Genomic DNA, 14,240 nt, shown 5'->3' with positions numbered 1-14,240 from the left:
CTTTTTCTTTGGCTGCTACTTATTTGTCGTTAAGACAAACTACACCTGGAAGCTCTTTACCTTCCATGAATTCTAATGACGCACCGCCGCCAGTAGAAATGTGGCTCATTTTATCAGCCATACCGAATTTTTCAACAGCTGCTGCAGAGTCACCACCGCCGATAACAGAGTATGTATCTTCTGCATCTGCTAATGCTTGTCCTACTGCTTTTGTACCTTCTGCGAATGGAGTCATTTCGAATACACCCATTGGTCCATTCCATACAACAAGCTTAGAATTTTTAATTACATCTGCATAAATTTCACGTGTTTTAGGACCGATGTCCACGCCTTCCCAGTTAGAAGGGATAGAGTCGATACCTACGATTTGAGTTGTTGCAGTTTCAGAGAATTCCTCTGTGATTACAACATCAACTGGCATGTAGAAGTTTACGCCTTTTTCTTTTGCAAGTTGCATAAATTCTTTAGCTAGTTCAATCTTGTCGTCTTCACATAGAGATAGACCAATTTCATGACCTAAAGCTTTAACGAATGTGTAAGCAAGTCCGCCACCGATGATTAAGTTATCTACTTTGTCTAATAGATGACGAATTACACCGATTTTATCTTTTACTTTCGCACCACCGATGATAGCTGTGAATGGACGTTCTGGATTAGAAAGTGCTTTACCTAATACATCTAACTCTTTTTCCATTAATAGACCAGATACTGCTGGTAGGTAGTCTGCGATTCCTGCTGTAGAAGCATGAGCACGGTGAGCTGCACCGAATGCATCGTTTACGAAGATATCAGCAAGTGCTGCAAATTCTTTCGCAAGTTCTGCATCGTTCTTTTCTTCGCCCGCATAGAAACGTACGTTTTCAAGAACTAATACGTCGCCTTCGTTCATTGCTGCAACCATTTCTTGTGCAACTGGTCCGAATGCTTCGTCCGCTTTTTTAACATCTTTACCAAGAAGCTCGCCTAAACGTGCTGCTACTGGAGTAAGACGTAATTCTTCTACTGCTTGACCTTTTGGACGGCCTAAGTGACTTGCTAAAATAACTTTCGCACCTTGCTCTACTAAATATTGAATTGTAGGAAGAGCTGCACGGATACGAGTTTCATCTGTAATTTTGCCTTCTTTCATAGGTACGTTGAAATCAACGCGGCAAAATACACGCTTACCTTTTAAATCTACGTCACGAATTGATTTTTTGTTCATTGGATTTCCCTCCGACTACTAGTTAGGATTGACAAAACCCACTCAAAAGCTTAACACATTTGCTTTTAAAACGAAAGAAGAGAGAGAGGGAACAAACCCTCTCCCTCGTTTTGTCATTGATTACTTATATAATTAAGAATTAAAGACCTTTAGAAGTCATGTATGCTGCTAGGTCTACTACACGGTTAGAGTAACCAGTTTCGTTATCGTACCAAGAAAGTACTTTAACCATGTTACCTTCCATTACCATTGTAGATAATGCATCGATTGTAGAAGAAGCAGTACATCCGTTATAGTCGATAGATACTAATGGCTCTTCGCTGTATCCAAGGATACCTTTTAATTCGCCTTCAGCTGCTGCTTTGAATGCTGCGTTTACATCTTCAACTGTTACTTCTTTGTCAAGTTCAACAACTAAGTCAACAAGAGAAACGTTAGCAGTTGGAACACGTACAGCGCCACCGTTTAATTTACCTTTAAGTTCTGGTAATACTAATGCTACAGCTTTAGCTGCACCAGTAGATGTTGGGATCATGTTTTCAGCTGCTGCACGAGCACGACGTAAATCTTTGTGTGGTAAGTCTAAGATTTGTTGGTCGTTAGTGTAAGAGTGAATTGTTGTCATCATTCCGCGTTTTACGCCGAATTTTTCGTTTAATACTTTAGCGAATGGAGCTAGACAGTTTGTAGTACAAGAAGCGTTAGATACTACGTTGTGGTTAGCTGCATCGTATTGTTCGTGGTTAACACCCATAACTACAGTGATATCTTCGTCAGAAGCTGGAGCTGAGATGATAACTTTCTTAACTGATCCACCTAAGTGTTTTTCAGCGTCTGATTTTTTAGTGAAACGGCCAGTAGATTCTACTACTACTTCTACTCCGTAGTCGCTCCATGGTAATTGAGCTGGGTCACGCTCAGCGATAACTTTAATTTCTTTACCGTTAACAACGATGCTGTTTTCGTTAGCAGATACTTCTGCATTTAAAGTTCCGTGAACTGTGTCATATTTTAAAAGGTGAGCTAATGTTTTAGCATCTGTTAAGTCGTTGATTGCTACTACTTCTACCTCAGAGTTGTTAAGAGCTGCGCGGAATACGTTACGTCCGATACGTCCAAATCCATTAATACCAATTTTAGTCATTTGAATTTCCTCCTTGGGGGATTATATTAAAGGGTAATACCCTTTGTTAACTGTTTTGCTGCACCTTCATCTGTAATTAGAATTGAAGTGTGCCCTTGTTTAATTACAGCTTGTATTGCCTTTGCCTTTGAAGAACCTCCAGCGACTGCAACAACGTGAGATACATGTTGTAAATCCTCAAGTTGCATACCAACTGTTCTTACTTTATGAACAACATTTCCTTGTTCATTAAAGTAGTAACCGAAAGCTTCGCCAACTGCTTCGCTTGCTTGAATCTTTAACCAATCTGCTTCTGAAGTATTTCTGCGACGTGCCATTGTTAACGCATCACCTATTCCATGAATGACGATATTGGAAGATCGAATCAACTCAAGAACTTCTTTCACGGAAGGCTCTGTCACAATAGACGCATATGCTTCGCTACTAACATGGTCTGGAACATACAATAAGCGATAATTACTCATCGTATTTTGCGCCATTTTGGCACAAATGGTGTTGGCTTCTAATTCGACACCTTCTCCAATTCCACCACGTGCTGGGACAAATAGCATATGTAAATCTTTGCAATCAAGCTGCATCATGTCCGCAGCAGCAGCTAGCGTAGTTCCTCCAGCCACAGCAACGATATTATTCGCTGTCAGACGGTCTTTTATACAAGTCACACAAGCACGGCCCATCTCCAGTTTGACCCAAGGCGATTCATCACTATCACCAGGGACAACGAAAACTTCATCCAAGTCTAATGTTTCCTTAAGTTGCTTTTCTAAAACCTTTAACCCGGAAATTTCTTTCATAAAGTCTTCCAAAGCAAGAACTAAAGCTGTTCCTTCTTCTGTCAAAGTCATTCCAGAAGAAGCGACGTGAACTAAGTTTTGTTCTTTCAAAACTTGAACTTCACTTCGCAATACTCGTTCTGTCATACCGAGACTTGCTGACAAATTTCTTCTTCCAATCGGCTGCATGAGCCTAATGTATTGAAGAATTTGCATTCTCGTTTGCATAACAGGTAGCAGATCAGGTAATAATTTTTTAGTATTCTGAATCCATGAGCGCATATCTTTTCTCCTCACTACATTGGTTCATTTTCCCTCGTGGTCACTTTACGTCCCGTAGTGACATTTTGTGTCCCACATAGGTTAAAAAAATAATCCCTGCTACGTGTATTATTGTAACAGGAGATAGAAACTTATTCAACTCTTAACTGCATTCTTTATATAGTTTATTATGACACCTTTGTGAATGTTACCATATTCCACCTGTTTCCCGCCTATTTCTACAACCGGAATCATTAGGTGATATTTTTCTAAAAGGTCATTATCTTCATATATATCTATTTCCTCAATTTGAAAAGAATATTCACATTGTACTTCCTGTAAAACTTGTTTCGCCTGCACGCACAGGCCACAATCTTTTTTTGTATACAGTACAACTTCCATCTTCTTCACCTATCCGATCGTTTTTCGTAATGACGACGCTGGAATGTGCATTTGTTCTCTATACTTTGCCACTGTTCTTCGAGAAATAACGATTTCATGCTCTTCTTCTAATAATTTTGAAATCTTTTGATCTGAAAGTGGCTTTTTCTTATTTTCCGCTTCAACAAGCGTTTGAATAAACCGTTTCACACGCTTTGTAGAAACTGCTTCATCTTCAGTAGTCGAAACAGCATTACTAAAGAACGATTTCATCTCAAATAAACCGTGTGGTGTTTGCACATATTTATTTCGCGTTGCACGACTAATTGTAGACTCATGCACACTTAACTCTTCTGCTACCTCTTTTAAAGCAAGTGGCTTTAAATGTTCTGGACCTTCCCAGAAGAAATCATGTTGTTTTTCCATAATAATGGTCATCACTTGCAGAAGCGTTTGTTTTCTCTGTTTTAAACTGCGCATAATCCACTGCACATGCTGATACTTTTCTGATACGTAAGATGCTACTTCACTTTCACTATCATTCAGAAGTGCACTATACTCAGAATGAATTTCAATTCTCGGCATATTTCTCTCATTCATTTGTAAAACGAGACGATCACCATCTTTTTTCACCGCCATATCAGGCACAATGTAAAGTGGTTTATCAGAAGAAAACGCAAGACCTGGTTTCGGCTGCAGGGACGTAATACAGTTCACTGCCGATTGCAATTCTTCATTACTACACTTCAACACTTGAACGAGCTTTCGCCAATCCTTCTTCACGAAATAAGCGAAGTGATCCTCTATAACCTCTTCCGCTAATCCATCCCGTCTTTGTAAGCGCTTCAATTGTAAAGTTAGACATTCCTGAATATTACGCGCTCCTACCCCTGCTGGCTCGAGCGATTGGACAAGCTCTACAGAGCGGTCGACTACATGAATCGGTGCGGAAAGGAGATCCGCTAACTCTTCGTTCGTTTCTTGTAAATACCCATTTCCATCCATGTTCATAATAATGAAAGAAGCTACTTTTCGCTCTTCTTCATCTATTTTATAATACTGTATTTGATTTAATAAATGTTGCTGAATCGTTGTAGAATCCACACTGTAGATTTCCATCTGATTCTCGACTTGTTTGCTGGTACTTTTACTTGTGTTAGAGCTCTTTTTCTTCTCCCTCTCAAAACCACCTAACTCAATAAGGGGATTCTCTAACGATTGCTCATACAAAAACTCCGATAATTCTTGTACATTATACTGGAGCATTGTAATCGCTTGCCTTAACTCTTGTGTCATTGCCAAACGTAAGCTTTGTTCTTGTAAAAGACTTGCCTTCAAACTAATCTCCCCCTTGTTTCTATTGTACAATAAGTTTGGTAAAAGGAGAATCCTCACGCAGAAACCCATTCCAAAATATTATTAATTTATATGTATTAATGAGATTTACAACTTACAACCGAAATTTGAATAATATTGAAAGAAAATAATAACTCGCTAAATTATTATCAAGTACTAATAGTAAATCTTATTACTAGATATAACAAGAGGGAAATAAAAAAAGTCCTAACCTACAAAACGTAAGTTAGGACTTTTTGACGCGCCCAGAGGGATTCGAACCCCCGGCAGACGTGGTACCGGAAACCACCGCTCTATCCGACTGAGCTATGGGCGCATGATTATAAAAACACTTCATTTTCTTTTCATAATAATAGCAATAAAATCCATCTAAATCAATAAAAATATCCCCATAATCCTCTATGCACCCTAGTTAGGAGTAGATTAACAAAGCACTATCCCCTAAATTTTCCAATCATAAATTCACTCCAACTCACAAATTATAATCTTTGAATTGATATTCCAAAGGGGGCTTCATTCAATGACTGTAATTACAAAACTAAAGCAAACTGTTTCTGGATTAAAAAGCGCACAAGCTAGCTTAGAGGGATTCGCTCTTGATACGGATAACCAACAAGCAAAGCAACTTTTCCAAACAGCTGCAGAGCAAACACAAACGATTATCGATTCTTTAAACCCACGCGTTGAAGAAGTCCAACAAGAAGAACCACAATACTCACAGCAATAACGGATTCGTCATGCTGTGAAATAGAAAAAGGATGATATGCAGTCATCCTTTTTCTATCACATTACATATTGCAATAGAAATGGAATGATAATCATGCGAAAACTCGGCCTCATAGCCGCATTATTTGCCCTTCTATGTAGCTCTTTTACCGGATGTGATCACAGCCCATTAGATAAAAAGGTAAAGAAAGAAGAAGCAAAGCGAACAGAGAAAGAAAAAGGACCTAAATTAACGAAAATGAGTACAGAATCCTTTAATCAATCTATATCGCAAGAAGCAAAGAAAACAGCTATCGCTATGGATGAAATTATAAAAAGCGCTGCAGTGAATTCAAATTTAGATCTCTACATAGCAGTTAAGCCTGAGCATCATGAACGCTTTGGGCTAAAACCTTTACGCAAGAAACTTCAAAAGCAACTAAGTGATGAATATCCAACTTTCGATGTTCGTGTTAGTACAGATAAAAAAATCTTTATGTTACTCGAAAAGCTTGAAAACAGAATCAAGAAAAAAGAAATATCTAAAGGTGAAATCAAAAAACAGTTAAAACTTATCGGATCAGAAATGGAATCTAACACTTAACGCTTTCGAATAGAAAAGGAAGGATCGCAATGTCTAGTAAAGATAAGAACTTAACCCCTGTACAACAGGAGTATAAAAAATTTGAGCAAGAACGGGAACCGAAGCGCCCTGTCTTGAAAAATTGTATAAAAGCCTTTTTCGTCGGTGGTTTTATTTGCTTCATCGGACAACTCATTTCTACTTTTTACATCACATATTTTGATTTCACTGAGCGTTCAGCAGGAAATCCAACAGTCGCAACTCTAATTTTCATCTCCATGTTGCTAACTGGATTCGGCGTATACGATCGCCTCGGACAATTCGCTGGAGCTGGCACAGCTGTACCTGTTACTGGATTTGGGAATTCCGTAATCGCAGCATGTATTGAACATCGGACTGAAGGATTCGTACTCGGCGTTGGAGGAAATATGTTTAAATTAGCCGGCTCCGTTATTTTATTTGGTGTATTTTCAGCTTTCGTCATCGCACTTATTAAAACGATTCTCGTTCAATGGGGAGGTCTATAAATGTTACAAGGACACCGAACATGGGTATTCGAAAACAAACCAGTTATTATCTCAACCGGGGTAGTTGGTGGACCGTTTGAAGCGAATGGAAATATACCTGAAGACTTCGACACCCTCCATGAAGATTTATGGCTCGGACAAGATTCTTACGAGAAGGCGCACAAAATTTTATTTGAAGAAGCTTGTAGCCGCGCTACTGAAAAAGCCAAGCTTCGTAAAGACGATATCCAATTTGTACTTGCAGGAGATTTAATTAATCAAATCACTCCAACAAGCTTTGCCTGCCGTACACTCGGAACACCATATCTCGGATTATTCGGCGCATGTTCTACTTCAATGGAAGGATTAGCACTCGGGGCAAGCATTGTAAATGCAAAAGGTGCAAAATATTTATTAACTGGAGCATCCAGCCACAATGCCGCTGTAGAAAAACAATTCCGGTATCCAACTGAATACGGCGGTCAAAAACCTCCTACCGCACAATGGACAGTAACTGGAGCTGGCGCAGCTATTTTAAGCGACACTGGACATGGGCCTAGAGTAACATCTGCAACAATCGGAAGAGTGATTGATATGGGATTAACAGATCCTTTTAATATGGGTGGTGCGATGGCCCCGGCGGCTGTCGATACGATTGAAGCCCATTTACGCGAACGACAAATTGACGCCTCTTATTACGACTTAATCGTAACAGGTGACCTTGGACATGTCGGTCGCGAAATTGCCTACGACCTACTACATAAACACGGAACAAAAGTAACAAGTGAACAATTCCAAGATTGCGGAATCATTATTTACAGAGACGGACAACCAGTCATAGCTGGGGCGAGTGGACCAGGATGTTCCGCAACAGTCGTGTATGGTCATTTATTAAACCGAATGAAAAGAGGAGAGCTCAAAAAAATACTTGTCGTTGCGACAGGCGCTTTACTATCTCCACTTACATTCCAACAAGAAGAAACGATTCCGTGTATCGCTCACGCCGTTTCGATTGAATTTGGAGGTGCAACGCAATGATTTTTTTCTGGGCTTTCGTCATTGGTGGACTCATATGTGTAATCGGACAACTTATGTTTGATGTCGGCAAATTAACACCCGCTCATACAATGGCAACACTTGTTGTTGTCGGCGCTATACTAGACGGCTTTAACCTGTATGAACCATTAATTGACTTTGCAGGTGCCGGTGCAACTGTACCTATTACAAGTTTCGGTAATGCCCTCGTTCACGGGGCAATGGAAGAAGCTGCAAAACACGGCATCGTTGGCGTTATTACTGGAATGTTTAAAGTAACGAGCGCTGGTATATCAGCAGCTATTATTTTCGGATTCATTGGAGCATTGCTATTCAAACCGAAAGGATAAGGTGTTCGTATGACAGTTATTGCTAGCGTTAAAACCTGCCTCGCTAGTGTAAGGGGCGCTCAAGCAAGCTTAAGTTCTCTTTCACTACATTCACAGGACGCGGAATCAAAACGTGTATTTCATGAATGTATGTTAGAAATGGACAGCATCATCGCTGATTTACAGAATAGAGTTTCAGTATTAGAACGTGAAGAACCTCAATATAAAGGGTTTTAAGTAGACTGGAGGAAATGACTATGTCTCACCTGCCGGAATGGACACTTGTCATTCTTCGCTCTGTATTCATATTAATTATTTTATTCGCTATTACAAAATGGTTAGGGAAAAGACAAATCTCTCAGCTCTCCTTTTTTGAATACATAGCCGGAATGACAATCGGTGACATTGCTGCCCAAGTATCTACAGGGCTCGATTCAAAATTTTTCCACGGCGTCTTTGCGATACTCATTTTCGCTGTGGTACCTTTTTTAACAGGAATCCTCTCTTTAAAAAACAAAACAGCTCGAGATTTTTTTGAAGGAAAATCTACCGTATTAATAAAAGACGGAAAGATACTCGAAGACAACTTAAAGAAAGAAAAATATACAAGTGACGAATTACTGGAACTTCTCCGTGGAAAAGATGCTTTCAGCGTAGCCGATGTTGAATTCGCTGTACTAGAACCGAGCGGAGAATTGAATGTGTTATTGAAGAAAGATCGCCAACCACTTACAGCAAAAGATATCGGCTTAAAAGTGCCAAACGAAAAAGAACCACAAACTGTTATTATGGATGGAAATGTCTTAGATGAACCTTTATCCTCTAGTGGGCATAACCGTGCTTGGTTACATTCTGAACTAGAAAAGCTCGGTGTTGTTATTGAAAATGTCTTTCTCGGTCAAGTGGATTCATATGGGCAACTTACTATCGACATTTATAATGACAAACTACAAATGCCTTCTCCTCAAAACAAGCCTTTATTATTAGCATCTTTAAAAAAATGCCATGCTGATCTTGAACTATTTTCCCTAGAAACAAAGTCGAAATCAGCAAGCGAAATGTATAGTAAAAACGCGAAACACATCGAAAAGATTTTAAATAAAGTAACCTATCTTTTAAAAGAATAAATATCAAAAGAACGCTGTATTAAAAAGGCGTTCTTTTCTTTTTTTCTACAGCTTTTATAACGTTTAAATTTATGTAATTCGGTTATGATGTTGAAGATACATAAGCAGGGAATTTCAAAAACATAGCGAATATTTCATGGTACAACTACATATTTTTTTGATTTAAAGTGGTTTCGTTTGACCTTTATTGACCATAATTGTATTATAAGACTAAGAAAGCTTTAGAAGGAGGAAATAACAGATGAATTTAATTCCTACAGTAATTGAACAAACAAATCGTGGAGAACGCGCTTACGATATTTACTCTCGACTATTAAAAGACCGCATCATTATGCTTGGTAGTGCAATTGATGACAACGTAGCTAACTCAATCGTTTCCCAGCTTTTATTCTTGGAATCTCAAGATCCAGAAAAAGATATTCACATCTACATCAACAGCCCTGGTGGTTCTATCACAGCAGGTATGGCAATTTACGATACAATGCAGTTTATTAAACCACAAGTATCAACAATCTGTATCGGTATGGCTGCATCTATGGGGGCATTCTTACTTGCAGCAGGTGAAAAAGGTAAACGTTATGCACTTCCAAACAGTGAAGTAATGATTCACCAACCACTTGGTGGAGCACAAGGTCAAGCGACTGAAATCGAAATCGCTGCAAAACGTATCCTATTCTTACGTGAAAAACTAAACCAAATTCTTGCTGACCGCACAGGTCAACCTCTTGAAGTACTACAACGCGACACAGACCGTGACAACTTCATGACAGCAGAAAAAGCTTTAGAATACGGTTTAATCGATAAGATCTTTACAAATCGTTAATAGATATTTAAAGCGGAAGCGGCTCGTTCAGAATCGCAGGGCGATGGAGCCCCTGATTCCGAGGCGCTTTTGCCTCGAATGAAGGGGCGAAACGACCGAAAATTCTAGCCGGTGGAGCTAGATAGATTTAAAGCGGAAGCGCCCTATAATTGGGCGCTTCTTTTTATGTTCAAACCGCTGCATGTACATACCCCACCCCAACAACAAAACAAAAAAGCTATCGCACATGCGCGATAGCTTCTTATTGTACATATGCAGCTAATGCTTCTAAGGCTTCTTCTGCATCTGAACCTTCTGTTGTAATTGTTATCATGCTACCTGTTCCAATTGCTAAGCTCATAATCCCCATTATGCTCTTTGCATTCACTGTCTTTCCATCTTTCTCGATGAAGATATCCGCATGAAAGCGATTGGCCTCTTGTACAAACAACGCAGCCGGACGTGCTTGTAAACCGTTTTTTAATGAAACCTGAACTCGTTTTTGAACCACAGCTCCATTTCCCCTTTAACCTCTTATTTTTTCGCTACCGTTTCCCCCGCGCGTAATTTCTCTGCAATCTCATCGATTTTACGCAAACGATGATTAATACCCGATTTACTAATTTTCCCCCCGGATACCATCTCGCCTAACTCTTTCAATGTTACATCTTGATAATCTCTTCGTAATTGTGCAATTTCTCGTAGTTTATCTGGTAATATATCAAGACCAACTGTCTCATCAATATAACGGATATTTTCAATCTGCCTTAGCGCTGCACCAATTGTTTTATTTAAATTGGCTGTTTCGCAGTTCACTAAACGATTTACTGAATTACGCATATCGCGAACAATTCGAATGTCTTCAAATCTTAAAAGTGCATTATGAGCGCCTATAATATTTAAAAACTCCGTAATCTTTTCTGCTTCTTTCAAATACGTAATGTACCCTTTTCTTCTTTCCAACGTCTTACTATTTAAATCAAATCCGTTCATCAGTTCACATATAGCATCATTATGTTCCTTATATAACGAAAAGACTTCTAAATGATAAGATGATGTTTCTGGGTTATTTACTGAACCACCTGCTAAAAATGCACCGCGTAAATACGATCGTTTACAACATTTCTTATCAATCAATTCTTGTGATATATTTCGGATAAATGAAAAGTCGTCTCGAACAATATGAAGATCAGCTAATATTTCGCGAGACTTCTCAACAAGCCGCACAATATATACATTATTTTTCTTCAATCGCATTTTTTTACGAACAAGTAATTCTACCGTCACGTCATATCCTTTTTTCAAAAGCGTATAAATCCTTCTTGCAATTGCCGCATTCTCCGTTTGAATATCGATAGATAGACGACGATTTGAAAAAGAAAGCGATCCGTTCATTCGAAGTAACGCTGATAATTCTGCTTTCTCACAGCATTCCTTCATCTCAAGATTCGTCAACTCTTTCTTTGTTTCTGATGCAAATGACACAGTCAACACCTCCTTATACGATTACTTTGGAACAAAAATCTTGTCCTATATGAAAGGATGAGCGTTACCTCAAACGAGGCAACGCACATCTACAACAGTGAATATAAAATAGAAGCTAGTTTTAATGTATCGTGCCTTACAACACGATCATCATACTTCGCCAATTGATCTTGAATGACATCAATATTGCTCTCTGTAAAACGCTCTTCATCTACTACAACTGGTGCCGACATTTCTTCCTCATATAACTCACGTAATTCACAAGGAATATCACGGTTATTTACAATTGCAGTATCGATAAATGGTTTACCTAAATGATCATGTAACGCCTGCACATGGTCAAACGCAGTATATCCCATCGTTTCACCAGCTTGCGTCATAACATTACACACATATACCTTCTTTGCTTTTGCAGCAAGAACAGCGTCCCCGATTTTGTTAACAACTAAATTCGGTAATATACTCGTATACAAACTTCCTGGACCAAAAACTAGTAAATCAGCTCGTTTAATCTCAGCCAACGTTTCATGTAACGGCTCTACATCTTCTGGAGTTAGAAAGACGCGGTTAATCTTCTTTCCGTAATAAGGAATCTTTGATTCGCCTGTTACAATTTCTCCATCTTCTAGTTCCGCATGAAGTACCGCACTTTGGTTCGCTGCTGGTAACACACGTCCTCTGACATTTAACACTTTACTCGTTTCCGTAATCGCATGAAAAAAGTCTCCTGTAATTGAGGTCATACCCGCCAATAATAAATTTCCTAACGCATGACCTTTCAGCCCGTCTCCCGTTGTGAAACGATGCTGGAATAAAGCTTCCACCAGCGGCTCTACATCTGATAACGCAACAAGTACGTTACGAATGTCACCTGGGGGTGGAATTTCTAGCTCATCACGTAATCTACCTGAACTGCCACCATCATCAGCGATTGTAACAACTGCTGTAATATCAACTGGATATTGTTTTAATCCTCGTAATAAAACAGAGAGTCCAGTACCGCCTCCCATGATAACAATTTTAGGTTTTCTCTCTTTTTTCATCCCTTAATGGCCCTTTCTCTTCTCCACATCACGATGAGATACATGAACGCTATACTCTGGTTTCAAATGTTTCCCAAGGTATTCTGTAAGCGTAACAGAACGATGCTGTCCACCTGTACATCCAATTGCAATTACAAGTTGACTCTTGCCTTCTCTTTTATAATGAGGCAGCATGAAAGTAATAAGATCCGTCAATTTCTCTAAAAACTTATGTGTCTCATTAAATTTCAGCACATACGATGAAACTTCCTCATCTAATCCTGTTAATGGCTTCATATGTGGAATGTAATATGGATTTGGTAAAAAACGAACATCAAATACTAAATCTGCATCAATTGGAATACCGTACTTAAATCCAAATGACATAACATTTACACGAAATGCTTGCTCAGTTTCAGTTGAAAACAGATGAACAATTTTTTCACGTAATTCTTTCGGTTTTAAATCCGATGTATCCAGTACAATATTCGCTCGTGCCTTCATATCAGTTAATAAACTGCGCTCCATTTCGATTCCCTTTAACGGCAAACCAGTTGGTGCAAGTGGATGCGAACGTCTCGTTTCTTTATAACGAGTTACAAGCGTGCCATCTTTCGCATCTAAGAATAAAATATGAGGAATAATCCATGTACGTTCTGATAAATCATCAAGTGCTCCCCATAAATGTTCGAAAAACTCTCGGCCACGTAAATCAACGCCAAGTGCCACTTTATTCATTTTCCCTTTTGAATCCGCCATAAGCTCAATAAACTTTGGCAATAACATCGGTGGTAAATTATCTACACAGAAATATCCTAAATCTTCAAAACTTTGTAAAGCTACTGTCTTTCCAGCTCCAGACATTCCTGTAATAATTACCATTTTTATATCATTATTCTCTGTCATCGTATCCTCTCCTTGACGGTTTAACTCGGATCTAATCGATATGAAAGCAACTCAAAATCTGGGGTATATACAAATGTACCGTAGATTATGCCATTTCCTTTAATTAAATAATCAATAATGTGATAATCTCCTGGTGCCATTGCTAAATCATCAATTTTGTCAAATGTATGCCAACCAATGATGCCTTCTTCGCTCTCTAGTTTGTTTTCTCCTGCAAAATCTGTCGCTAAAAAGGAGAACATCATCCATTCAGAAACAACTTTATCACCTTCTTGGATGACAAAGGTGAAGACCCCTTTTAACGCTGGGTTCTTTAAATAAATACCTGTTTCTTCGCGATACTCGCGAACAACGGAATCTCTTACTGTCTCACCACGCTCCATTTTCCCGCCTGGTGCAACCCACCAATTTCGGCGAGGTTTTTGGAGTAAGAGTACTTCATTATCTCTAACTAACACACAGTTTGTCACTCTTTGCATGTTTCTTCACCTCAGCTACTTGCAGTAAATTTCTCACTGCATACTCATTTCATTATACTATCAAAAACAGTTTGCTACAACGAAGGAGCCAGTCCCCTTTCGCTAAGCACTGCTACTCAACAATTTTAAAAAAGCTTTCTAT

Annotated in this window: 18 protein-coding genes and 1 tRNA gene; 8 read left to right on the top strand and 11 right to left on the bottom strand. The window is 39.0% G+C overall.

Features of this window, described 5'->3' with window-relative positions:
• Positions 1-19 precede the first annotated feature (19 nt).
• From MR115_RS08905 to MR115_RS08880, 6 genes are all read right to left on the bottom strand, one after another.
• Positions 20-1,204: a phosphoglycerate kinase gene (locus tag MR115_RS08905; RefSeq protein ID WP_001036332.1), complete on the bottom strand. Its 1,185-nt coding sequence runs from the start codon at positions 1,202-1,204 to the stop codon at positions 20-22.
• A 139-nt stretch (positions 1,205-1,343) separates the two neighbouring features.
• Positions 1,344-2,348 (bottom strand): type I glyceraldehyde-3-phosphate dehydrogenase, encoded by a 1,005-nt coding sequence (gene gap, locus MR115_RS08900; RefSeq protein ID WP_000161234.1) that lies wholly within the window; start codon positions 2,346-2,348, stop codon positions 1,344-1,346.
• Between the two features lie 26 nt (positions 2,349-2,374).
• The gene (gene cggR / locus MR115_RS08895; protein ID WP_001258183.1) at positions 2,375-3,403 is read right to left on the bottom strand and encodes a gapA transcriptional regulator CggR; all 1,029 of its coding nucleotides are present in this window, start codon (positions 3,401-3,403) and stop codon (positions 2,375-2,377) included.
• A 135-nt stretch (positions 3,404-3,538) separates the two neighbouring features.
• Positions 3,539-3,784, bottom strand: a complete 246-nt coding sequence (locus MR115_RS08890) for a glutaredoxin family protein (protein WP_063263114.1) — start codon at positions 3,782-3,784, stop codon at positions 3,539-3,541.
• Between the two features lie 9 nt (positions 3,785-3,793).
• Complete coding sequence (gene rpoN, locus MR115_RS08885; RefSeq protein ID WP_242240918.1) at positions 3,794-5,101, bottom strand: RNA polymerase factor sigma-54; 1,308 nt, start codon at positions 5,099-5,101, stop codon at positions 3,794-3,796.
• 258 nt (positions 5,102-5,359) lie between these two features.
• A tRNA-Arg gene (locus MR115_RS08880) sits at positions 5,360-5,435 on the bottom strand.
• Positions 5,436-5,639: 204 nt separating this feature from the next.
• On the opposite strand from MR115_RS08880, the gene MR115_RS08875 reads away from it, so the two are divergent.
• From MR115_RS08875 to clpP, 8 genes are all read left to right on the top strand, one after another.
• Positions 5,640-5,846: a DUF1657 domain-containing protein gene (locus MR115_RS08875; protein WP_000216160.1), complete on the top strand. Its 207-nt coding sequence runs from the start codon at positions 5,640-5,642 to the stop codon at positions 5,844-5,846.
• A 93-nt stretch (positions 5,847-5,939) separates the two neighbouring features.
• Positions 5,940-6,428: a hypothetical protein gene (locus MR115_RS08870; protein ID WP_242240916.1), complete on the top strand. Its 489-nt coding sequence runs from the start codon at positions 5,940-5,942 to the stop codon at positions 6,426-6,428.
• Positions 6,429-6,457: 29 nt separating this feature from the next.
• Positions 6,458-6,934 carry a stage V sporulation protein AC gene (gene spoVAC, locus MR115_RS08865; protein WP_063263108.1) on the top strand — a complete coding sequence of 159 codons (477 nt, stop codon included), beginning with the start codon at positions 6,458-6,460 and terminating at the stop codon, positions 6,932-6,934.
• Entirely contained in the window at positions 6,935-7,951 is a 1,017-nt protein-coding gene (gene spoVAD, locus MR115_RS08860; RefSeq protein WP_242240914.1) for a stage V sporulation protein AD, read from the top strand.
• A complete protein-coding gene (gene spoVAE / locus MR115_RS08855) occupies positions 7,948-8,298 on the top strand; it encodes a stage V sporulation protein AE (RefSeq protein ID WP_002112813.1) in 351 nt (116 codons plus the stop codon). Before spoVAD ends, spoVAE begins: the two co-directional genes overlap by 4 nt.
• 9 nt (positions 8,299-8,307) lie before the next feature.
• Positions 8,308-8,514, top strand: coding sequence for a DUF1657 domain-containing protein (locus tag MR115_RS08850; RefSeq protein WP_000215900.1), 207 nt, complete (start codon positions 8,308-8,310; stop codon positions 8,512-8,514).
• Between the two features lie 20 nt (positions 8,515-8,534).
• Positions 8,535-9,404 carry a DUF421 domain-containing protein gene (locus tag MR115_RS08845; protein ID WP_061679300.1) on the top strand — a complete coding sequence of 290 codons (870 nt, stop codon included), beginning with the start codon at positions 8,535-8,537 and terminating at the stop codon, positions 9,402-9,404.
• A 241-nt stretch (positions 9,405-9,645) separates the two neighbouring features.
• Complete coding sequence (clpP, locus tag MR115_RS08840; protein WP_001049162.1) at positions 9,646-10,227, top strand: ATP-dependent Clp endopeptidase proteolytic subunit ClpP; 582 nt, start codon at positions 9,646-9,648, stop codon at positions 10,225-10,227.
• Positions 10,228-10,468: 241 nt separating this feature from the next.
• On the opposite strand, the gene MR115_RS08835 is transcribed toward clpP, so the two are convergent.
• The 5 genes from MR115_RS08835 to MR115_RS08815 all read right to left on the bottom strand — a co-directional run bounded on the left by MR115_RS08835 (position 10,469) and on the right by MR115_RS08815 (position 14,098).
• Positions 10,469-10,717, bottom strand: a complete 249-nt coding sequence (locus tag MR115_RS08835) for an HPr family phosphocarrier protein (protein WP_000250307.1) — start codon at positions 10,715-10,717, stop codon at positions 10,469-10,471.
• A 23-nt stretch (positions 10,718-10,740) separates the two neighbouring features.
• Entirely contained in the window at positions 10,741-11,691 is a 951-nt protein-coding gene (gene whiA, locus MR115_RS08830; protein ID WP_061679301.1) for a DNA-binding protein WhiA, read from the bottom strand.
• 89 nt (positions 11,692-11,780) lie between these two features.
• Positions 11,781-12,734 (bottom strand): gluconeogenesis factor YvcK family protein, encoded by a 954-nt coding sequence (locus MR115_RS08825; protein ID WP_097816973.1) that lies wholly within the window; start codon positions 12,732-12,734, stop codon positions 11,781-11,783.
• A gap of 3 nt (positions 12,735-12,737) precedes the next feature.
• Positions 12,738-13,619 (bottom strand): RNase adapter RapZ, encoded by an 882-nt coding sequence (rapZ, locus tag MR115_RS08820; RefSeq protein WP_000138462.1) that lies wholly within the window; start codon positions 13,617-13,619, stop codon positions 12,738-12,740.
• Positions 13,620-13,639: 20 nt separating this feature from the next.
• A complete protein-coding gene (locus MR115_RS08815; protein ID WP_061679302.1) occupies positions 13,640-14,098 on the bottom strand; it encodes an NUDIX hydrolase in 459 nt (152 codons plus the stop codon).
• Between the last annotated feature and the right edge of the window lie 142 nt (positions 14,099-14,240).

Source organism: Bacillus cereus group sp. BfR-BA-01309 (assembly GCF_022664315.1).
In the GTDB taxonomy this organism is placed as follows: Bacteria; Bacillota; Bacilli; order Bacillales; family Bacillaceae_G; genus Bacillus_A; species Bacillus_A mobilis.
The sequence above is the reverse complement of the archived record's forward strand: the minus strand, read 5'-3'. Positions and strand labels throughout refer to the sequence as shown.